17 protein-coding genes and 1 pseudogene are annotated in these 20,289 nt (G+C 73.2%); 8 read left to right on the top strand and 10 right to left on the bottom strand.

Annotated elements, in window-relative coordinates:
- Window position 1 precedes the first annotated feature (1 nt).
- Complete coding sequence (dxr, locus tag ACGF0J_RS34665; protein WP_393152886.1) at window positions 2-1,192, bottom strand: 1-deoxy-D-xylulose-5-phosphate reductoisomerase; 1,191 nt, start codon at window positions 1,190-1,192, stop codon at window positions 2-4.
- 195 nt (window positions 1,193-1,387) lie between these two features.
- Here dxr and ACGF0J_RS34670 point away from each other — a divergent pair, with 195 nt between their 5' ends.
- Together ACGF0J_RS34670 and ACGF0J_RS34675 are read left to right on the top strand one after the other, a co-directional pair.
- Window positions 1,388-2,539: a trypsin-like serine peptidase gene (locus ACGF0J_RS34670; protein WP_393152888.1), complete on the top strand. Its 1,152-nt coding sequence runs from the start codon at window positions 1,388-1,390 to the stop codon at window positions 2,537-2,539.
- Between the two features lie 56 nt (window positions 2,540-2,595).
- On the top strand, window positions 2,596-3,717 hold the full coding sequence (locus ACGF0J_RS34675) for a trypsin-like serine peptidase (RefSeq protein WP_393152890.1): 1,122 nt from the start codon (window positions 2,596-2,598) through the stop codon (window positions 3,715-3,717).
- A gap of 14 nt (window positions 3,718-3,731) precedes the next feature.
- Here ACGF0J_RS34675 and ACGF0J_RS34680 read toward each other — a convergent pair whose 3' ends face one another.
- Together ACGF0J_RS34680 and ACGF0J_RS34685 are read right to left on the bottom strand one after the other, a co-directional pair.
- The gene (locus ACGF0J_RS34680) at window positions 3,732-4,334 is read right to left on the bottom strand and encodes a DNA-binding response regulator (protein ID WP_393152892.1); all 603 of its coding nucleotides are present in this window, start codon (window positions 4,332-4,334) and stop codon (window positions 3,732-3,734) included.
- On the bottom strand, window positions 4,331-5,581 hold the full coding sequence (locus ACGF0J_RS34685; RefSeq protein WP_393152894.1) for a sensor histidine kinase: 1,251 nt from the start codon (window positions 5,579-5,581) through the stop codon (window positions 4,331-4,333). Before ACGF0J_RS34685 ends, ACGF0J_RS34680 begins: the two co-directional genes overlap by 4 nt.
- Before the next feature lie 179 nt (window positions 5,582-5,760).
- Between ACGF0J_RS34685 and ACGF0J_RS34690 the strand changes: the two genes are divergently transcribed.
- Both ACGF0J_RS34690 and ACGF0J_RS34695 read left to right on the top strand, forming a co-directional pair.
- Window positions 5,761-6,174 carry a hypothetical protein gene (locus tag ACGF0J_RS34690; RefSeq protein ID WP_393152896.1) on the top strand — a complete coding sequence of 138 codons (414 nt, stop codon included), beginning with the start codon at window positions 5,761-5,763 and terminating at the stop codon, window positions 6,172-6,174.
- The gene (locus ACGF0J_RS34695; RefSeq protein WP_393152898.1) at window positions 6,167-6,733 is read left to right on the top strand and encodes a hypothetical protein; all 567 of its coding nucleotides are present in this window, start codon (window positions 6,167-6,169) and stop codon (window positions 6,731-6,733) included. The genes ACGF0J_RS34690 and ACGF0J_RS34695 overlap by 8 nt, the downstream gene beginning before the upstream one ends.
- A gap of 43 nt (window positions 6,734-6,776) precedes the next feature.
- Here the strand turns inward: ACGF0J_RS34695 and ACGF0J_RS34700 are convergent, their stop codons facing one another.
- Window positions 6,777-8,204: an aldehyde dehydrogenase family protein gene (locus ACGF0J_RS34700; protein WP_393152938.1), complete on the bottom strand. Its 1,428-nt coding sequence runs from the start codon at window positions 8,202-8,204 to the stop codon at window positions 6,777-6,779.
- A 114-nt stretch (window positions 8,205-8,318) separates the two neighbouring features.
- Window positions 8,319-9,512: pseudogene (locus ACGF0J_RS34705) on the bottom strand (glutamate--cysteine ligase); the annotation flags it as partial.
- Window positions 9,513-9,833: 321 nt separating this feature from the next.
- On the opposite strand from ACGF0J_RS34705, the gene ACGF0J_RS34710 reads away from it, so the two are divergent.
- Window positions 9,834-10,457 carry a TetR/AcrR family transcriptional regulator gene (locus ACGF0J_RS34710; protein WP_393152900.1) on the top strand — a complete coding sequence of 208 codons (624 nt, stop codon included), beginning with the start codon at window positions 9,834-9,836 and terminating at the stop codon, window positions 10,455-10,457.
- Between the two features lie 3 nt (window positions 10,458-10,460).
- On the opposite strand, the gene ACGF0J_RS34715 is transcribed toward ACGF0J_RS34710, so the two are convergent.
- A complete protein-coding gene (locus ACGF0J_RS34715) occupies window positions 10,461-12,077 on the bottom strand; it encodes a PucR family transcriptional regulator (RefSeq protein ID WP_393152902.1) in 1,617 nt (538 codons plus the stop codon).
- Window positions 12,078-12,153: 76 nt separating this feature from the next.
- On the opposite strand from ACGF0J_RS34715, the gene gabT reads away from it, so the two are divergent.
- The 3 genes from gabT to ACGF0J_RS34730 all read left to right on the top strand — a co-directional run bounded on the left by gabT (window position 12,154) and on the right by ACGF0J_RS34730 (window position 14,791).
- Window positions 12,154-13,482 (top strand): 4-aminobutyrate--2-oxoglutarate transaminase, encoded by a 1,329-nt coding sequence (gabT, locus tag ACGF0J_RS34720; RefSeq protein WP_393152904.1) that lies wholly within the window; start codon window positions 12,154-12,156, stop codon window positions 13,480-13,482.
- A gap of 175 nt (window positions 13,483-13,657) precedes the next feature.
- The gene (locus ACGF0J_RS34725; protein WP_393152906.1) at window positions 13,658-13,891 is read left to right on the top strand and encodes a hypothetical protein; all 234 of its coding nucleotides are present in this window, start codon (window positions 13,658-13,660) and stop codon (window positions 13,889-13,891) included.
- 114 nt (window positions 13,892-14,005) lie between these two features.
- Window positions 14,006-14,791, top strand: coding sequence for an alpha/beta fold hydrolase (locus ACGF0J_RS34730; RefSeq protein ID WP_393152908.1), 786 nt, complete (start codon window positions 14,006-14,008; stop codon window positions 14,789-14,791).
- Window positions 14,792-14,862: 71 nt separating this feature from the next.
- Here ACGF0J_RS34730 and ACGF0J_RS34735 read toward each other — a convergent pair whose 3' ends face one another.
- From ACGF0J_RS34735 to ACGF0J_RS34750, 4 genes are all read right to left on the bottom strand, one after another.
- A complete protein-coding gene (locus ACGF0J_RS34735) occupies window positions 14,863-16,080 on the bottom strand; it encodes a saccharopine dehydrogenase family protein (protein ID WP_393152910.1) in 1,218 nt (405 codons plus the stop codon).
- 82 nt (window positions 16,081-16,162) lie between these two features.
- The gene (locus ACGF0J_RS34740; protein ID WP_393152912.1) at window positions 16,163-17,290 is read right to left on the bottom strand and encodes an extracellular solute-binding protein; all 1,128 of its coding nucleotides are present in this window, start codon (window positions 17,288-17,290) and stop codon (window positions 16,163-16,165) included.
- An 87-nt stretch (window positions 17,291-17,377) separates the two neighbouring features.
- Window positions 17,378-18,886, bottom strand: a complete 1,509-nt coding sequence (locus ACGF0J_RS34745) for a CoA-acylating methylmalonate-semialdehyde dehydrogenase (protein ID WP_393152914.1) — start codon at window positions 18,884-18,886, stop codon at window positions 17,378-17,380.
- The gene (locus ACGF0J_RS34750) at window positions 18,883-20,163 is read right to left on the bottom strand and encodes an aspartate aminotransferase family protein (RefSeq protein ID WP_393152916.1); all 1,281 of its coding nucleotides are present in this window, start codon (window positions 20,161-20,163) and stop codon (window positions 18,883-18,885) included. The genes ACGF0J_RS34745 and ACGF0J_RS34750 overlap by 4 nt, the downstream gene beginning before the upstream one ends.
- Window positions 20,164-20,289: the final 126 nt, after the last annotated feature.

Raw genomic sequence — 20,289 nt, forward strand, 5'->3', positions numbered from 1 at the left:
GTCAGCGGGACTGCCGCGTCGTCAGCTCCGCCGCCCGGGCCCGCGCCCACCCGTCGGCGGCCAGCACCTCCTCGACCGAACCGGCGGGAGTGACGTCGTGCTCCTCCACCACCCGGGCGACCGTGTCGACGATGGCGAGGAACGGCAGCTCACCGCGGAGGAACGCCTCCAGGCACGCCTCGTTGGCCGCGTTGTAGACGGCCGGGGCGGTGCCGCCCGCCGAGCCGACGTGCCTGGCCAGGGCCACGGCGGGGAACGCGGCGTCGTCGAGCGGCTCGAAGGTCCAGGTCTGCGCCCGGGTCCAGTCGACGGGCCGGGCGACGCCGGCCAGCCGCCGGGGGTGGCCCAGGGCGAGCGCGATCGGCAGCCGCATGTCGGGCGGGCTGGCCTGGGCGACGGTGGAGCCGTCGACGAACTCGACCATGGAGTGGATGACCGACTGCGGGTGGACCACCACCTCGATCCGGTCGAAGCCCAGGTCGAACAGCAGATGCGCCTCGATCACCTCCAGCCCCTTGTTGACCAGGGTCGCGGAGTTGATCGTGATCATGGGGCCCATCGACCAGGTGGGGTGGGCGAGCGCCATCTCCGGCGTCACCTCCCCCATGTCGGCACGGCTCCAGCCGCGGAACGGGCCGCCGCTGGCCGTGATCACGAGGCGCCTGACGGCGTCGGCGTCGGGGCCGTCCGGCCCGGCCGCCCACAGGCACTGCTGGACGGCGGAGTGCTCGGAGTCGACGGGGAGGATCTGGCCCGGCTTGGCCAGCCGCTTGACCAGCGGCCCGCCGATGATCAGGGACTCCTTGTTGGCCAGCGCCAGCGTCCGGCCGGACTCCAGGGCGACGAGCGTGGAGGTCAGGCCGAGCGCGCCGGTGATGCCGTTGAGCACGGTGTCGCACTGCCACGCGGCCACCTCCGCCACGCCCGCCGGACCGGCGAGCACCAGGGGCGCGGCGCCCAGCGCGGCCAGCGCGTCCTTCAGAGCCGGCACCGCCGCCTCGTCGGCGACGGCCACGACCTCGGCCCCGACCTCGGCGGCCTGCCGGGCCAGCAACTCGACCTTGCCGCCCCCGGCCGCGAGCCCCGCGACACGGAACCGGCCGGGGTCGGCGGTGAGGACGTCGAGGGCCTGGGTGCCGATCGAACCGGTGGAGCCCAGCACGACGACGGAGCGGAGGGACTCTGCTTGCACCCGTCCATTGTCCCCGCTCGAGGGCGCGCCTGGGCACTCTGCCGCGACGTTCCCGGAATCGACCGGGTTAGTGACGGACGGTATCGTCGCCGGTTCGTATGGTGATGCGCCATATCGGATTGCGCATAGGTTGAGAAAAAGGGATATCGCCATACGTACCTTCCAACGGCAGATTCCGGTTTCGGGAGGTACGCAATGCACCGCAGAGTCGCCCTGCTCTCCGCCGTCGCGCTCGCCGCCGCGGGCGCGCTGATCCCCGCGTCCGCGGCCGCCGCCCGGGCCGGCACCTCTGCGACCGGCCTGGACCCCGGGCCCGTCCGCTGGTCCACCACGGACTCCTGGGCGGAACGCCGCACCGTCCTGCAGTACTGGACGTCGCAGCGCATGCTGGCGGCCGAGCCCCTGTCGTCGCCGGCGCCCCGCCGCGCCTCCTCGGACACGCCGACGCAGGGCAGCCCGTGGGCCACCCGCGGCTCCTCGACCACACCCCGTGGCGGCACCGGCACCTGGAACGGCACGGGCACCGGAGCCGACACCGGGCGCGTGCCGTACACGATCCGCGGCTCCTCGATGGGCGGCGGACGCGGCGCACCCTGGTCGGTGGGCGGCACCGCGCCCGCCGCCGTCCGGCAGGCCACCCGGCAGGCGCAGGTGCCCAACAGCCCCGGCCTGCGGTGGACCGACGGCGGCGGCGTCGTGCGCACCGTGGGGCGCGTCTTCTTCACCACCGCGGGCGGCCGCAACTCCTCCTGCTCCGGCACGGCCGTCACCAGCGCCAACGAGAGCGTCGTGATGACCGCGGGGCACTGCGTGAAGCTGAACGGCGCCGCCCACCGCAACTGGGTGTTCGTCCCCGGGTTCGACAACGGCCGGCGTCCGTTCGGCACCTGGGTGGCCACCAGGCTGCTGACCACCCAGCAGTGGAACGCCCGCGAGGACATCAACTTCGACATCGCCGCCGCCGTGGTCGCGCCACTCGGCGGCCGGACGCTGACCGACGTGGTGGGCGGGCAGGGGATCGCCTTCAACCAGGCCAGGCGGCAGCAGATGTACTCCTTCGGCTACCCGGCGGCCGCGCCGTTCGACGGCTCGCGGCTCATCTACTGCAGCGGGCGCTCGTTCGACGACACCGTCATGACCCGCGATCTGGGGCTGCGCTGCGCCATGACAGGCGGGTCGAGCGGCGGACCGTGGTTCCGCAACTTCGACGAGTCGACCGGGCTCGGCTGGCTCAACTCCGTCAACAGCTTCAAGTACAACTTCGCCCCGGACTTCATGTTCGGCCCGTTCTTCGGCACCGAGGCGCAGGCCGTCTACCAGGCCGCGCAACGCACCAACGCACTCTGAGGCGTTTTACCGAAAGTAGCCACAAGGGCACACGTTGTAGTGCACACTCGGGTGCCATGACGCTGAGCTCCCCTCTGCTGGCGGCCGTTCCGCTCGTCGCGGGGCTGATGGGCCCCGCCCTCGTCGGCGCGACTCCCCCACAGCGACCCGCGCCCTCCGCCCAGGCGGACCATCGACCGCCCGGAGCCCCGGGCGCCGGGCCCCGGGCGGCGCGGACCGGCCAGGCCACGAAGGCGGCCGGCGCGGCGCGGCGCACCGACGTCGTCGAGCACGTCGCCGCCCGCGGCCCGGCCGACGAGCGGCGGGTGCTCGGCTACTGGACGCCGCGGCGGATGGCCGCGGCGCTGCCGCTCGGTCTCGCGGGCTCCGTGACGGGCTCGCTGGCGGGCCTGACGCGCACCGCGCAGCGGGACGGCGGCCTGCTCGGCGGGCTCACCACCCCCGAGCGCCGGCCGGCCGCCGCCGAGCGCCGCCCCGCCCTACCGCAGCAGACGACGTACGGCGCGCGCTGGTCGGCCGGCGGCGTGGTGACCAAGACCACCGGCCGCGTCTTCATGACCATGAACGGAGCCGACTTCGTCTGCTCGGCCAGCACGGTCAGGAGCGCCAACCGCGACGTGGTGGTGACGGCGGGCCACTGCGTCAAGGACGGCGCCGGCCAGTGGGCCGCCAACTGGACGTTCGTACCCGGCTACCGCGACGGCGGCGGCCACCCGTACGGGAGGTACCCGGCGCGCCGCATGTTCGTCGCCGGCCCGTGGTCCCGCTCGGCCGACGACAGTCACGACGTCGGCATGGTCGTCCTCGGCACCTCGTCGGGCAGGCACGTCGCCGACGTGGTGGGCGCCCAGGAGATCGCCTTCAACCGTCCGCGCGGCGGGCACGCCTTCGGCTTCGGCTACCCCGCCGACCCGCCGTACAACGGCGAGCACCTGGTCTACTGCGCCGGACGGCTCCGCGACGACCCCTACGGCGAAACCCGCGACCAGGGCCTCGGCTGCGACATGACGGCCGGCTCCAGCGGCGGCCCCTGGCTGTCCGGCTTCGACCACGACACCGGCAAGGGCACCCTGACCTCCCTGAGCAGCTTCAAGTACAGCGACGACCACCGCACCATGTACGGCCCCTACTTCGGCGACGCCGTGAAAACCCTCTTCACCACCGCCGAACGCGCCTGACCCACCACGTGGCGTCAGATCCAGCCCTCCTCCCACGCGCGGTGGGCGGCGGCGTGCCGGGAACCGACGCCGAGTTTGGCCATGGCGGCCGACAGGTAGTTGCGCACCGTGCCGGGGGCGAGGTGGACCTGGGCCGCGATCTCGTTGACCGAGGCGCCCGTGCGGGACGCGCGCAGCACCTCCAGCTCCCGCTCGGTCAGCGGGCAGTCGTCCTCGGCCAGCGCGGAGGCGGCGATGTCCGGGTCGACGTACCGGCGGCCGGCGGCGACGTCGCGGATGATCTCGGCGAGCCGGGTCGCGGCTGTGGTCTTCGGCACGAAGCCGCTCACCCCCGCGGCGAGGGCGCGTCGGAGCACGCCCGGCCGGGCGTGCCGGGTGACGAGGACGATGCGGGTGGGCAGCGCGGCGCGGATCTCCTGAGCGGCGCTGAGCCCGTCGGCGGGTGGCATCTCCAGGTCGAGCACGGCGATGTCGGGCCGCCGTTCGCGCGCCAGCCGCACCGCGTCCGTGGTGGTGGCCGCCTCGGCGACGACGTCCAGGTCGTCCTCCAGGCTGAGCAGCGCCGCCAGGGCGCCCCTGATGAGGTCCTCGTCGTCGGCGATCAGCAGGCGGATCACGGCGTGCCCGCCTCGGCCGGGTGCGCGGGCGGGGCGGGCGGGGCGGGCGGGGCGGCCGGCAGCGAAGCCGCCACCTCGAACCGCTCGCCGTCGCGCCGCCAGTCCAGCGTGCCGCCGGCCCGCTCCAGCCGCTCGGCCAGGCTGCGCAGCCCGGTGCCCGGGTCCGGCCGGGGCGGGTCGGCGGCGCCGTCGTTGCCGACCAGCAGGCGGGCGCGGCCGTCCTCGACGCCGTAGGCGATGCGCGCCCGGCGGGCCCGGCTGTGGCGCAGCACGTTGGTGGTCGCCTCGCGCATCACCAGGCCCAGCACGTGCCGGGCGGGCTCAGGCAGCGGGCGCGCGCCGGCGGCCCTGTCCCGGTCGACGGCCGTGTCGATGCCGGCCGCGGTCAGCACCTTCGCGGCGTTGGCGATCTCGTCCTCCAGGGTCGTGCGCCGGTATCCCTGCACCACGGCGCGGGTGTCGCGGAGCGCGTCGGCCGCCAGGCGCCGCACCTCCCGCATCTCCGCGGCGGCCCGGGCCGGGTCGGCCTGGACGAGCCGCGCCGCCAGCTCGCCCTTGAGCGCGATCACCTGGAGGTGGTGCCCCTGGATGTCGTGCAGGTCGGCGGCGAACCGCAGCCGCTCGTCCTTGACCGCCAGCTCGGCGGCCAGGTGGCGTGCCCGGTCGAGCCGGTCGGCGACGTCCCAGGCCCACAGCATGCCGAGCGCCATCCAGGCGACGGACGCGACCATGCCGGCCGGGAAGGCCGCCGCGAGCAGCCACCCCTCGTCGCCCGAGGCGAGGGCCGCGGCCCCGCCGACCGCCGCCGCCGCGACGATCGCGCCCGCGATGAGGGTACGTCGGCGGGCCGGCCTGAGGAACGTCGCCGTGATCGACACCATGACCGCCGGGGCCACCGACCACAGCCCGTCGTCGCGCACCGCCAGCGGAACGGCCCCCAGCACGGCCGCGGCCAGCCCCCCCGTGACCAGCCAGCCGACCGGAGGCCGCCCGCGCACCGCACCGCCGGACACGCCGTTCCCGGGCGGGCGGCGGAGGCGGCGCGCGAGGAGGACGGCCGCGGCCACGACGAGCAGCACCAGCGCCAGACCGCTGACAGCGCCGGCCCACGGCGGCACCCCGTCGTCCAGGGCCCATGTCCGGACGAAGAGCACCAGGGAGAGCGTGATGCTCCCCGTGAGGCTCCACCACGTGTAGCGGCGGAAGCCGCTCAGCCCCGCCCCTCGATCGCCCGGCCCGTCACGCACGCGGCCATTCTCCCCCTTCGCCGCACGGTACGGGGGTATGGCGGGCGTGGATGACAAATGTCACGCGATCTGATGACAGCTCCATGCTCGGACGTGCCGTTCCGGCACTACTGGCCCGACCCGCCGTCCAGCAGTCTGGGTTCCGGATACCCCAACCCGGTACACAGGAGGAGCACGAGATGAGAGCGACAGCGGCCCACGGGCGCGGCTGGTGGCCGTTCGCCCGCCACTACCTGGAGATGGTTGCGGCGATGTTCGTCGGCATGGCGGTGCTCGGCGCCGCCGTGCGCGGCGGGCTGGCGCTCGCGGGCCTGGAGTTCCCGGCACGGCCGGAGCCGGCCGCCCTGGAGATGGCCGTCCACATGTCCGTCGGGATGATCGTCTGGATGCGTTACCGCGGCCACGGCTGGGCCTCGACGCTGGAGATGGCCGGCTCCATGTTCGTCCCCGCCCTCGTCCTGTTCCCGTTGCTGTGGACAGGCGTCGTCTCGGCCGGCGCGCTGCTCCTCCTGGAGCACGTCGTGATGCTCCCGCTGATGCTCCTGGTGATGCTCCGCCGGCGCGCCGAGTACGGGGGTCCCGCCCGTGCCTGACCCCACGTCGCGCCGGTCCCGCTGGACTGCCGTGCTGCGGCGCTGGCCGGCCGCCCTGGCCGTGGGTACGGCGGCGGCGCGGCTGGCCGGGGGCTCCTCGGACGGGGAGATCACCGCGCTCGCCGAGGTGGCCCTGCTGCTGCCCCTGGTCTACCTCGTCGTGGCCGGCGTCCGGCGGCGGGCGGCGTCGTGGCCGACGCTCGCCGTGTTCGTCGTCCTCTACGTGAGCCTGCGGGTGCTGGACGCGGTGCCCGCGCCGACCGTGTTCGCCGGGATGGCACTGGCCGTCCTGGTGTGGGGCGCCGTCTCCGATGAGCTGCGCCGCTCGAAGGAGTTCCGGGTGCAGGCCCTGGGCGTGCTCGCGTTCGGGGCGCTGGTGCTGGCCGCGCTGGCGGCGGAGCCGGACCTGGGCCGCTACCTGGTGGCCGCGGCCTGGTTCCTGCACGGTGTCTGGGACTTCGTCCATCTCAGGAGGGACGCGGTCGTGTCGCGTTCGTACGCGGAGTGGTGCGGCGTCTTCGACGTCCTCGTCGCCGCGCAGCTGGTCTTCCTCGCCTGAACGGCGCGCACGGGCCCGCCCGTGCGCGCCGCCGGGCGCCGTCTCAGAGCGACAGCCCCGTCACCACCATGACCTTCTCGTACGTGAGGTCGCGCATCGCCGATCCGAGGCCCTCGCGGCCGATGCCGGAGTCCTTGACGCCGCCGTAGGGCATCTGGTCGGCCCGGTACGAGGGCACGTCACCGATGATCACGCCGCCGACCTCCAGCTCCCGGTTGGCCCGGAAGGCCGCGTCCAGCGAGCGGGTGAACACCCCGGCCTGCAGGCCGTACGCGGAGTCGTTGACCATCGCGTACGCCTCCTCCATCGACGCCGCCGGTTGGAGGATCATGACGGGCCCGAAGACCTCCTCGCGGGCCACCTTGGCGTCGGCGGGGACGTCGGCGAGGACCGTGGGCGCGACCGTGGCGCCCTCGCGGGTGCCGCCCGCGAGCACGCGGGCGCCGCCGCGCACGGCCTCCTCGATCCACTGCTCGACCCGCTCGGCCGCCGCCTCCGACACCAGGGGGCCGACCTGCGTCTTCTCATCGGCCGGGTCGCCGGTGACGAGCGCGCCGACGGCCGGGAGCAGCCGCTCGACGAACGCGTCGTACACCGGCTGCTCGACGATCACCCGCTGCACGGCGATGCAGCTCTGGCCCGCCTGGTAGTTGGAGTAGAGGGCGACGCGGCTCGCCGCCCAGTCGAGGTCGGCGTCGGCCAGCACGACGGCCGCGGCGTTGCCGCCGAGCTCCAGCGTCACGTGCTTGCGCGGCACCTGGTCGGCGATGGCGTAGCCGACCGGGGCCGAGCCGGTGAACGACACCACGGGCAGCCGCGGGTCGTGCACCAGGCCGCTCGCGCGTTCGTTCTCGACCGGCAGCACCGAGAACATCCCGGCGGGCAGGTCGGTCTCGGCCAGGAGTTCGCCGAGCAGCAGGGCGGTCAGCGGCGTGGCGGGGGCGGGCTTGACGACGACGGGCGCGCCGACGGCGATGGCGGGGGCGACCTTGTGGGCGACCAGGTTGAGCGGGAAGTTGAACGGCGTGATCGCCAGCACCGGCCCGTACGGCACGCGCGAGACGTAGGCCAGCCGGCCGGCTGCGGCGGGTTCGGTGTCGAGCCGCTGCACCTCGCCCGACCAGCGGCGGGTCTCCTCGGCCGCGAAGCGGAACGTCGCCACGGCGCGGCTCACCTCGCCCCGCGCCCACAGGATCGGCTTGCCGTTCTCGGCGGTGATGAGCTGCGCGAACTCCTCGGACCGCGCGGTCAGCCGGCGTGAGACGTGGGCCAGCGCCTCGGCGCGCACGTGCACCGGGAGCGCGGCCGCCTGCCGGGCCACCGCGTCGGCGGCGGCCACGGCCTCCTCCACCTGCGCGTCGGTCGGCACCGAATGCCGGCCGACCTCGCGACCGTCGTGGGGATTGGTCACGGTGTGCTCGCCGTCCCCTGAGGCGGGGCGCCCGGCGAGCCAGAAGGTACGCACGTCCATACCCCCGACGTTATGCCACCCCGGGATCGGCGCCCTGTGCCAACTTGCACAACACCGCGCCCCCCGCTGGCCGTCCCGTACAAGTCGCGGCGACGCGGGCCGCGTCTGGTGGCCGGCGGCGGCGATGACATCGAGGAGGTCATGGCGCAGCTCGTAGACGGCGCGTTGGCGGGCCGCCCCGGAGCCCACGCACCGGAGTCGGTCCAACTGGCCCCGCACCCGGTCCGCGTCGCCCGCGGCTACGAGAGCCTGTTCGACGTGGCGGACGAGCCGGTGCACCAGATGCCACGCCGGAACCAGGGTGGCCGATGCCACGTCCAGGCCCTCGCCCTCCAGACCGTCGCGGGCGGCACGCCAGTATGCGGCGCGCAGGACCGCCTCGGCCGGGTGGGGGGCCGGACGGCCGGTCCGGATGTCGCCGAGCGCGGTGGCGACCAGGCCACGCACCAACGCGGCCTGCAGGACGGCTTCGCCCGCGGTCGTGCCCACGTCGGCCACTCGCACCTCCACCGTGGGCAGGTGGTGTGAGCGCCGCACCAGCCAGTAGACCATGGCCTCGTCGAGGATCATTCCCGAGCGCAGCAGCAACCGCACCGCGGCACGGTAGTCGGCGGCCGAGGTGAAGTACGGCGGCAGGCCGAAGCTCGGCCATCTCCCCAAGGCGACGGCGCGCCAGCTCGCGTAGCCGCTGTCGCCTCCTCCGGTGAACGGCGAGTTGGCGGTCAGCGCCTGCAGGCAGGGCAACCACACGCGCAGGTGGTTCGAGACCTGGACGGCCTCCTCGTCATCGGTCACCTCGACGTGCACGTGGCAGCCACAGCACTTCTCGCCCCCGACCACCGCCCCGTACGCGCGGGCCATGCATCGGTACCGCGCGTCGTCGGTCAGCTCGGCACGGCTGGCGGAGTGCTCGTAGGGGGCCACCCCGATGGCGACCAGCCGGTCCCCTTCTTCACGGGCCGCCTGCGACAGGCTACGCCTGAGCAGGTCGAGCTCGGCCTGCAAGGGAGTCAGCGTGAGGTGGGGCGATGACGTGATCTCGACCTGGCAGGCGGCGAACTCCCTCCCGACCATCGGGCGGAGGACGGCCGGGACGCGGCCGATGACGGCGGCGGCCTTCGGGGACGTACGGCCGCTGTCCGGATCGATGAGGAAGAACTCCTCCTCCACTCCCACCCGCAGGTTCTCCACCGCACCCCCATCGCGCTCCTCGGGGAGGCCCAGGCGGCCGTCGCGCGGCCTCGTCGTCGGTGAAACGGCACGGCACCGACCGGTCCGCCGTGCCGGAACGTACTGCCTGAGCTGCACGTATGCTTCCCCGGCCGGGAAACCTCACACCGGGCTGCCGGGAAGCCGCGCACCCTGATCCGGAGGTCTTGGCCGGAGACCGGCGAGCTCGCCCGGTCGCCGGGGCGCGGGCGGCGGCGCGGCGCGAGGATCGGGGGCACCGGCCCTGCGCTCGACTCTCACACACCCCGGCCAACCCCCTCCTTTACCCACGATGTAACAGAAGTAGACCTAATTCGGGATGTTTACCGTGCGGAGCGGTTTGAACGGGCTCCGCCGTGGCTAAGTCAACGGGTGCGGGTCTCCAGTGCGGCGGGCCCCCGAGCAGAAAGGCGTGGGCCCATGACCTCCTCGGCGCCGCTTGGGCTTCAGGGCGCCTATCTCCTGGGCGAACGGGCCGGCCACGACGAGTTGCGATCGCGGCTGCTCGACGTCGCGGTCAACCTGCTGGTGACCGACGGACCCGAGAGCCTCACCACGCGCCGGATCGCCTCCGAGGCCGGTTGCACCACCACCGTCATCTACACGATGTTCGGCAACCGGGAAGGGCTGGCCGAGGCCCTCTACCTGGAGGGTTTCGAGCGGTTCAGGCGTTTTCTGGAGGCGGTGCCGCAGCGCCGCGACCCCTTCGAGTACCTCACCGCGCTCGGCCCCGCCTACCGGCAGGCGTGCCTGTCGGAGCCCGGCTACTACAGCCTCATGTTCGAGCGGGCCATCCCCGGCTTCGAGCCCAGCGAGCGCGCCAGGACCCTGGCCCGCGCCGCGCTCAACATCCTCGACCGGGCGATCGCCGACTGCATCTCCGCCGGCTACCTGGTCCCCACCCAGCCGCGCAAGATCGCCGACGCGCTGTGGGCGGCGGCCCAGGGCGCGATCAGCCTGGAGCGCGCCGGCCATCTGCGCGACGGCCGCACCTACGAGGCGGTCACCACGGCCACGATCTGCTGCTACCTGGCCGACAAGTAGCCGTCACCGGCTGTCCGGCGCTCCCCCGGGGTCCGGCGCAGAGGCGGCGGCCAGCGCTATCCACAGCTCGGCCCGCACTCCCGGGTCGTCCAGGTCGCGGCCGAGCAGCTCGGACACGCGCCTCATCCGGTAGCGCAGGGTGTGGCGGTGCACCCCGAGCCGCTGGGCGGCCGCGTCCCAGTGGCCGTTGGCGCCCAGGTAGGCGCGCAGCGACTCCATAAGGTCGGCGCGGGCCCCGTACCGGACGAGGGGGGCCAGCAGCGCCGCCGAGAACGCCCGCGCCGCGGCCGGATCGAGCAGCCGCAGCAGCCCCTGACCGGCCAGGTCGGCGTAGCGGACCACCCCGCCGCTCCCGGCGCCGAGCGCGCGCCGCGCCTGCTCCAGCCCGCTGCCCAGCTCCGCGTACGCGCACGGCGCGCTCATCCCGGCGGCCCCGCCGGCCAGCGCCGCCACCTCCTCGGCGGCCTGCTCCGCGACGAGCGCCACCACCTCCCCTCCGGGCGGCGGGGCCTCCCCGGCGGGGCACGTGGGAGAACCCGTGGGGAGGCGAGCGGTGAAGGCGTGCGCCTCCAGGGCGTCCAGCGCCTCGCCACCGGCCGCGAGCACCACCAGCGGCTCGCCGGGCAGCCGGCCGCCGAGTGGCGCCAGCACCTCACGCGCCCGGTCGGTCGCGCCGGCGAGCAGCAGCCCGAGCACGGCGGACCGGACCCGGCGTTCGGCCTCCTGCCGGGCGCCGCCCTGCTCCAGTGCCAGGGTCAGCAGGGACGCGGCGGCGTTGATCACCGTCTGGGTGACGGGTGAGAAGGGCCGCACCGCGCCGACCGCGAAGAACCCGCGCGGCCGCGGCCCGCCGCCCAGGGGTTGCACCACGATGTGCCGGCCGGGCCCGGAGATCGCCAGGCTCGACGGCAACCGCTCGGCGCCGCCCGCGCCGGGTCCGCCGCCGGACCGCGCGGCCGGACCGCCACGGGAGCCGCCCGCAACGCCCGTCCCCTCCGCGGCAGCGGCGGCGGGGCCCGTCGTGTCCGCGGCGCGCAGGCGGCCCAGCTCGGCGGCGACCGCGCCGGCCTCGGCCCCCGGCGTGGCGTGCCGCAGCTCGCCGTGTTCGTCCAGCAGCGCCGCCCAGCCGCCGATCTCCCGGGCCAGCCGGTCGATCACCGCGTGCATGCCCTCGGGACGCAGCGCCGCCCGGGTCAGCCGCCCCTGCGCGGCGAAGGCCCTGGTGATCTCCTCGTACTGCTCGGCCGCCAGCAGCTCGCTGACCGCCTTGCCGATCGTGATGAACGGCGTCTCGCGCGGCACCTCCAGCAGCGGCAGCCCGGCCGCCGAGGCCGCCTGGACCAGGGCGGGGGGCACGTCCTCGTGGGTGAGGCCGACGCCGAACGCCAGCCCGGCCACGCCCCGCGCCACCAGCCGGGCTACATAGTCGGAAAGGTCGCCTTCCAGGCGCATCCCGGTCGTCAGCAGCAGCTCGTCCCCCTCCAGGAACGGCGTGGGGTCCTCCAGCTCGCTGACCGCCACCCAGCGCACCACCGGATCGAGCGACCCGGTGACGGGCCGCAACCCGGTGCGTCGCACCACGACCCGCAGCGAAGGCGCCATGTCCTCGAAGTTGTCCATTCCGGCGAAGCAAGCCCCCTCAGTGTGCCATATCGACAGATAAGCGCAGCTCAAGGGGGGCCGTACCGTCGGAGGTATGAGCATTCCGCAGGAGCGTCGCCTCGCCACCGCCATCCCTGGACCCAGGTCTCAGGAGCTGCTGGCCCGCAAGCAGGCCGCCGTGCCGCCCGGCATCGGCACCACGCTGCCGGTGTTCGTGACCCGCGCCGGCGGCGGCGTGATCGAGGACGCCGACGGCAACACGCTGATCGACTTCGGCTCCGGCATCGCCGTGACCAACGTCGGCAACGCCGCCCCGCGCGTGGTGGAGCGGGTTCAGCGGCAGGTCGCGGACTTCACCCACACCTGCTTCATGGTCACCCCGTACGAGTCGTACGTGCGGGTCTGCGAGAAGCTCAACGAGCTGACGCCCGGCGACCACGACAAGCGCACGTTCCTGGTGAACAGCGGCGCCGAGGCGGTGGAGAACGCGGTCAAGGTCGCCAGGTACGCCACCGGGCGGCAGGCCGTCGTCGTGTTCGACCACGGCTACCACGGCCGCACGCTGCTGACCATGACCCTGACGGCCAAGAACATGCCGTACAAGCAGGGCTTCGGACCGTACGCGCCGGAGGTCTACCGGGCGCCGCTGGCCTACCCGTTCCGCTGGCCGACAGGGCCGGACAACTGCGCGGCCGAGGCCGCCGCCCAGGCCATCGACATGATCGACAAGCAGATCGGCGCGGGCAACGTGGCCGCCGTGGTGATCGAGCCGATCGCGGGCGAGGGCGGGTTCATCGAGCCGGCCAAGGGGTTCCTGCCGAGGATCGCCGAGTTCTGCCGCGAGAACGGCATCGTGTTCGTGGCCGACGAGGTGCAGACCGGGTTCGCGCGCACGGGTGACCTGTTCGCCTGCGAGGACGAGGGCCTGGTGCCGGACATCATCTGCACCGCCAAGGGCATCGCGGGCGGCCTGCCGCTGGCCGCGGTCACCGGCCGGGCGGAGATCATGGACAAGGTGCACCCGGGCGGCCTCGGCGGCACGTACGGCGGCAACCCGCTGGCCTGCGAGGCCGCGCTCGGCGTGCTGGAGACCATCGAGGAGCAGGACCTGGTCGCCCGCGCCCGCCGGATCGGCGAGATCATGCTCCCCCGGCTGGAGGCGCTGCGCGAGCGCTTCGACGTGATCGGCGACGTGCGCGGGCGCGGCGCGATGATCGCGATCGAGCTGGTACGGCCCGGCACGAAGGAGCCGAACCCGGCCGCCGTCGCCGAGCTCGTCCGGCGCTGCCACGCCGAGGGCCTGCTGGTGCTCACCGCGGGCACCTACGGCAACGTGCTGCGCTTCCTGCCGCCCCTCGTGATCCCCGAGCAACTGCTGGAGGAGGGGCTCGGCATCCTGGAGAAGGCGTTCGCGGGACTGTAGAAACCCTTACGAAACGGGCGTCCAGCTTGTAGCTGGATGCCCGTTTTTGTTGGCGTACGCCGCTGTCACCGGGTAGAGAATTCACCCTGACTTGACGCTCAGCTAGACGATCACGGGGATGGTCGGAGTTATAACGGATCCGGTACACGGGTGCGCGATCACCGCGAGGAGCGTGATGAACTGGGGCCCGACAGGAACGACGCAGGACATGGTGACGTTCGACCCCGATGACCTCAGCTGGGCGCAGCGCGAGGGCGACGCCTGCGTCGTCTGCCACAAGAGGTGGCCCAGGCCACGCGTCCGCGTGGGCCGCCTCCCCGACGACTCGGCCGTACTGGCCTGCGCCGACTGCGCCGAGGCCCTCATGCCGGCCTCACTGGCGACGGTGGTGGCCTTCCCCGGCCGCTGACACCGGAGGAAGAGACCGTCGCTCAGGGGAGCCGGCTGGCCATGGGCGCGAAGCGGGAGGGAGACCCTCCCCCCTGAGGTGGCACGCGCGCTGTCGTCCTGCGAGCATCTGCGGATGCGCATACTCGCCGACGATCTCGGCCACCTCTCCTACGTCGTCGCCGGCGACGGCCCGCCTGTCGTCCTCGTGCACGCCGGCATCGCCGATCACCGCATGTGGGACGCGGTCGTGCCCGCCCTCGCAGAACGGCACACGGTCATCCGGTACGACCTGCGCGGCTTCGGTGAGTCCGCACCCCCGACCGGGCCTTTCAGCGAGACCGACGACCTGCGCCGCCTTCTGGACCACCTCTGCCATGAACGGGTCCGGCTCGTGGGCGCCTCCTGGGGCGGCCGCGTGGCCGTGGACTTCACTCTCACCCACCCGGACCGGGTGCGTTCCCTGGCGCTGCTCGCCCCGCCATGGCCGGGATACCACTGGTCTGCGGACATGGTCGCCTACGACGAGGCCGAGACCCTGGCCCTGGCCGCCGGCGACCTGGACGCCGCCATCCGCGTGAATCTGGACATGTGGTTGCGCGGGCCCGCTCGCGGGTGGGATGACGTCGCCGCGGTCCTGGCCGACCGACTCCGCGGCCCGCTACGGACGTCGCTGGTGAACCAGGCCGTCGTGGGCAGGCACTCGCGGGGCGCCACGACCGGCGACATCGCCGCCATCTCCGTCCCCACGCTGGTGGGCATCGGCGGGCTCGACGTCGCCGACTTCCAGGACATCGCCCGCCGGTACGCCGCGGAGATCCCCGACGCCACGCTGGTCGAGTTCGCTGCCGCGGCCCACCTCGTCGCACTGGACGCCCCCACCGAACTCGCCGCGGTACTGGGCCCGTTCCTCGCCCGTTAGCGTCCTCTCCGCCGATGCGTCCAGCCCGGCCGAGCGGGCGCGCTGGACGGGCGGCGGGCTGGACGGGCGCGCTAGGCGGCCTGGCGGGGCGTCTCGCGGATGTCCCACGGCGAGCCGTACTCGTGGAGCAGGTGGAGGAACGGCACCGCGTCGAACGCCTCCGGCCCGAGCACGCCCGACCCCTTCCAGGCTCCGTTCGCGACCAGCTCCAGCGCCACGACCGGGTGGATGGCGGTCTGCCAGACGACGGCCTGCGCGCCGTACTCGCGCATCGACCAGGCGTTGTCCACCACGTGGTAGAGGTACACCTCGCGCGGCCGGCCGTCCTTGCCGGTGCCCTTCACCCAGGTGCCGGCGCAGGTCTTGCCGTGCATGCGGTCGCCGAGCGTCGCCGGGTCGGGCAGGCTGGCGGCCACCAGGTCGCGCGGCGCCACCTCCGCACCGCCCACCCTGATCTTCTCGGCGCTGTCGAGGCCCAGCTTGTGCAGCGTCTTGAGCACGCCGATGAACTCCTCGCCGAGCCCGTACTTGAACGTCACCCTGCGTGCCGGGATCCACCGCGGCACGAGCAGCACCTCCTCGTGCTCGACGTTCACGCACTCCACCGGTCCGATGCCGGCCGGGAAGTCGAACACCTCGGGCTCGCTGAACGGCTCGGTGGTGCGCCAGCGGCCGTCCTCCCACACCACGGGCGGGTTGAGGCACTCCTCGATCGTGGTCCAGATGGAGAAGGTCGGCGCGAAGTCGTATCCCTCGACGACCAGGTTGGAGCCGTCGCGCACACCTACCTCGTCGATGCTGGAGAACAGGTGGTCGGCGGCGTAGCGGGCGAACACGTCGGCCAGCCCCGGCTCGACGCCCATCCCGACCAGGGCGAGCCTGCCCTTCGCCCGCCATTCGCCGTCGCGGGCGAACTGCTCGTCGCCGAGCTTGACCCCGGGCTCGGCGTACGGCCTGCTGGGGTGCGGCTTGGACAGCGACATGGCCATGTCGAGATAGTGCGCCCCGGCTTCGAGCGCCGCCTCGAACAGCGGCATCGTGAAGCGCGGGTCGACCGCGTTGAACAGCACGTCGCAGCGGTGCTCGCGCAGCGCGGCCACGACCTGGGCGCGGTCGGCGGCGTCGAGGGTGACGGCGGTGAAGCGCGGGTCGTCCACGGCGGCGACGGCACGGGCCGCGCGGCTGCGTTGGGAGTCGGCCACGACGATGTGTTCGAAGAAATCTCGGCGGGCGGCGATGGGCACGACGGCGGAGCCGACGCCGCCGGCTCCCACGAGGAGGATTCTCATGTACCGACCATACTCACTGACTGGTCATTCAGTCGAATTTCCGGGCAGGTCTCACCCGGAGGCGAGAACCGCCGATGGCGGCCTACTTGACCAGCTCGCGCCAGCGGTCGGTCCACGCCTCGTAGTCGGCGCACTTGCCGTCCGCGCACCCGCCCGGCGGGCGCACGGCGAAGGCGATGCGGTCGAGCCTGCCGTCCTTGCCCACGCCGTAGGCGTCGCAGACGCGCTTGGCCCCCCGCGTGCACGCCTTCGGGTTGGCCGGAGCGAGCCCGACCCAGGCGGCCGCGCGCCGCTGCACCGCCGCCGAGGTGGTGTAGCCGAGCCAGCGGTAGGCGCACTCGGTGTCGGACACGCCGGCGCCGAGCATCCAGGAGTCGACCCAGCCGGTGGTCCGCCGCAGGGTGACCGCCTTGACCGGCTTGCCGGCCTTCTCCAGCAACAACCGGTGGTAGGGGGTGGCCTGGGCGTAGTCGAGCCTGCCCGTGGCGAAGCCCTTGACCAGGTCGAGGGGGTTGCGCCAGTAGGCGCGCCCGGCGTGCTCGGCCAGCACGCGCACGGCCCGGTCGAGCTGCTCCTTCGTCAGCTCGTACGGGTCGTCCACATCCTTGTCGGTGAGGGCGGCGTCGGCGATGGTCAGCGGGCTGTCCTGGAGCGCCACGTCGTCGGAGTCGAAGACCCGGCGCAGGTCGTCGCCGTCCTTGACCCGGGAGGAGTCGTAGAGGAACTCGTGGGAGCCCCACAGGTAGGGCACGCCGTACACCTTGCCGGACTCGGTGGACATGTCGCGGAACCGCTTGCTCAGCTCGGTGTAGCCGGTGACCTCGGCCGTGTCGATCGGCTGCACCTGGCCGCTCTCGACGAGCGCGGCGCCCAGCGCGGGCCCGGCGGAGATGACGTCGTAGGGCCGCTGGGCGGCCCAGGAGGCCATCTCGTCGGCGGTCTGCACGGTGTCGAACCGGGCGATCCGGCAGCCGGTGATCTTCTCGAACTCGGCGGTCGTGCCGGCGTAGTCGGCGTAGCCGCGGTAGGTGAGGATCTGCAGCGTGCCGTCGCTGCGGGTGGGGCTCGCCGACGGCTTGGGGGTGGGCGAGGCCGTCGCCCTGACCGGTGCGGAGGAGGCCGGCGTGGCAGGGGCCGCCGCGGGCGCGGCCGCGCCGACCCCGGCGACGGCCAGGGCGGCGAACGCCATGACGCGAGTACGGCGATCCACGATGTCTCCCCCCTAGTGCCGTGCCCTGGAGCTTACCGGGGACCGCACCAGGGAGGAGAGCCTCGTGGTGCTACCTGCCTCGTGATGCTACTTGTTGGTCGGGAAGCCGAGGTTCACCCCGCCGTGCGACGGATCGAGCCAGCGGGAGGTCACGACCTTGCCGCGGGTGTAGAAGTGGACTCCCTCGGTGCCGTGCACGTGCGTGTCACCGAACAGCGACGCCTTCCAGCCGCCGAAGCTGTAGAACGCCATGGGCACCGGGATCGGCACGTTGACGCCGATCATGCCGACCTCGACCTCGTTCTGGAAACGCCGGGCGGCGCCGCCGTCGTTGGTGAAGATCGCCGTTCCGTTGCCGTACTCGCCGTCGTTGATGACCTGCACCCCCTCCTCGTACGAGCCGACGCGGACGATCGACAGGACGGGCCCGAAGATCTCCTCGGTGTGCACCCGCGAGCCCGCGGGCACGCGGTCGAGCACGGTGGGCCCGAGCCAGAAGCCGGACGCCTCGCCGGCCGTGCCGCCGCCCAGCACCGAGGTCTTACGCCCGTCCACGACGAGCTCGGCGCCCTCCTCGACGCCGAGGTCGAGATAGGAGGCGACCTTGTCGCGGTGCTCGCGGGTGACGAGCGGGCCCATCTCGGACTTCGGGTCGTCGCCCGGGCCGACCACCAGCTTGTCGACCCGTTCGGCGATCTTCTTGACGAGGTCGTCGCCGACCGGGTCCACGGCCAGCACCACCGAGATCGCCATGCAGCGCTCGCCGGCCGAGCCGAAGCCGGCCGACACAGCGGAGTCGGCGACCAGGTCGAGGTCTGCGTCGGGCAGCACGAGCATGTGGTTCTTGGCCCCGCCGAGCGCCTGGACGCGCTTGCCGTGGGAGGTGCCGGTCTCGTAGACGTAGCGGGCGATGGGGGTCGAGCCGACGAACGACACGGCGCGCACGTCGGGGTGCTCCAGCAGCCGGTCGACGGCGGCCTTGTCGCCCTGGACGACGTTGAACACGCCGTCGGGCAGCCCGGCCTCCTGCCACAGCCTGGCCATGAGCAGCGACGCCGACGGGTCCTTCTCCGACGGCTTGAGCACGAACGCGTTGCCGCAGGCGATCGCCACCGGGTACATCCACATCGGCACCATGGCCGGGAAGTTGAACGGCGTGATGCCGGCCACGACACCGAGCGGCTGCCGGATCGAGTAGGTGTCGACCCGGGTGGAGACGCCCTCGGAGAAGCCGCCCTTGAGCAGGTGCGGGATGCCGCAGGCGAACTCCACGACCTCCAGGCCGCGGGCGACCTCGCCGAGCGCGTCGCCGTGCACCTTGCCGTGCTCGGCCGAGATCAGCGCGGCCAGTTCGTCACGGTGGGCGTGCATGAGCTCCCGGAACCGGAACAGCACCTGGGTCCGCTTGACCAGCGAGGCGTCCCGCCAGGCCGGGAAGGCCGCCGCGGCGGCCGCCACGGCCGCGTCGACGTCCGCCGCCGACGCCATCGCGACGTGGCCGGCCACCTCGCCGGTGGCCGGGTTGAAGATCTCCCCCTTGCGCGAGGTGTCGCCCTCGACGAGGGCTCCGTTGATCCAGTGGCTGACTGACTTCACTGCGCTGCTGCCTCTGCGTTGATGGTCTCTAGTGCGTTGACGATGATGGCCAGCCCCTCGGCGGCCTCCTCGACGGTCAGCGTGAGCGGCGGGGCCATGCGGATGGCCGTGCCGTAGAGGCCGCCCTTGCCGGCCAGCAGGCCCGCCTTCTTGGTCTCCTCCATGAACCGGGCCGCCTGGGCGGGGCTCTCCAGCTCGACGGCGAACATCAGGCCCTTGCCGCGCACGTCCCGGACGATCGGCAGGCGGGCCGCGGCCTCGCGCAGGCCGTCGATGATGAGGGCGCCGGTGCGGGCGGCGTTGGCCTGCAGGTCGTGGTCGAGGACGTAGTCGAGGGTGGCGTTGGCCGCCGCCATGGAGATGGGGTTGCCGCCGAACGTGGCCAGCCCGACGGCGGGCAGGGCGTCCATGAGGTCGCCGCGGGCCACGACGCCGCCGACCGCGAACCCGTTGCCGAGGCCCTTGGCGAAGGTCATCATGTCGGGGGTCACGCCGTGGTTCTGGATGCCGAAGAAGGCGCTGCCGGTCCGGCCCCAGCCGGTCTGCACCTCGTCGGAGATGAACAGGATGCCCTGCTCGTCGAGCACCTCACGGTAGGCGGCGAACAGCCCGTCGGGGGCCATGGTGAAGCCGCCCACGCCCTGGATCGGCTCGGCGATGAGCGCCGCGACGTTCCCGGCGACGGCCGTGGCGAGCACGTGGCGCAGGTCCTCCACGCACGCCTCGACGTACTCGGCGTCGGACATGCCCCTGAACTGGGCCAGGTGCCGGTCGGTGCCGTGCAGGAAGTGCGCGTTGAGCGGCGACAGCGAGTTGTTCTTCCACGACCGGTTGGAGGTGACGCTGATCGCGCCGAAGCTGCGGCCGTGGTAGCTCTGCCGCATGGCCAGCACCTGGTCGCTGCCGCGGGCGTACGTGGCGAGCAGCAGGGCCGTCTCGTTGGCCTCGGTGCCGGAGTTGGTGAAGAAGACCTTGGCGTCGGGGATGCCGGAGAGCCGGGCGATCTTCTCGGCCAGCTCGACCTGGCCGCGCAGCAGGTAGACCGTGCTCGTGTGGACGACTCCGGTGGCGAGCTGACGCTCGACGGCCTCGCGCACCTCGGGCACGTCGTAGCCGATCATGTTGGTCAGGATGCCGGCGAAGAAGTCGAGGTAGCTCTTGCCCTCGGAGTCGACGACCCGGTTGCCCTTGCCGCTGACGATCTCGATGGGCTCGTTGTAGTTGAGGGCCAGCCAGTTCGGCATGACGGCCCGGTGGCGCGCGAGAAGCTCCGACATGCTTCCGAGTATCCCGCCTGCGTGGCGGTTCCTCTCCCTCCATGCTGTCGGCTCGGCGCGGAAAAGCCTTACGGTGTGTCACACCCCTAGGGGATCTCCCGTGCGCTCGCGGGCGTACGTGGCGCC

The organism is Nonomuraea sp. NPDC047897 (assembly GCF_043204415.1).
Taxonomy (GTDB): Bacteria; Actinomycetota; Actinomycetes; order Streptosporangiales; family Streptosporangiaceae; genus Nonomuraea.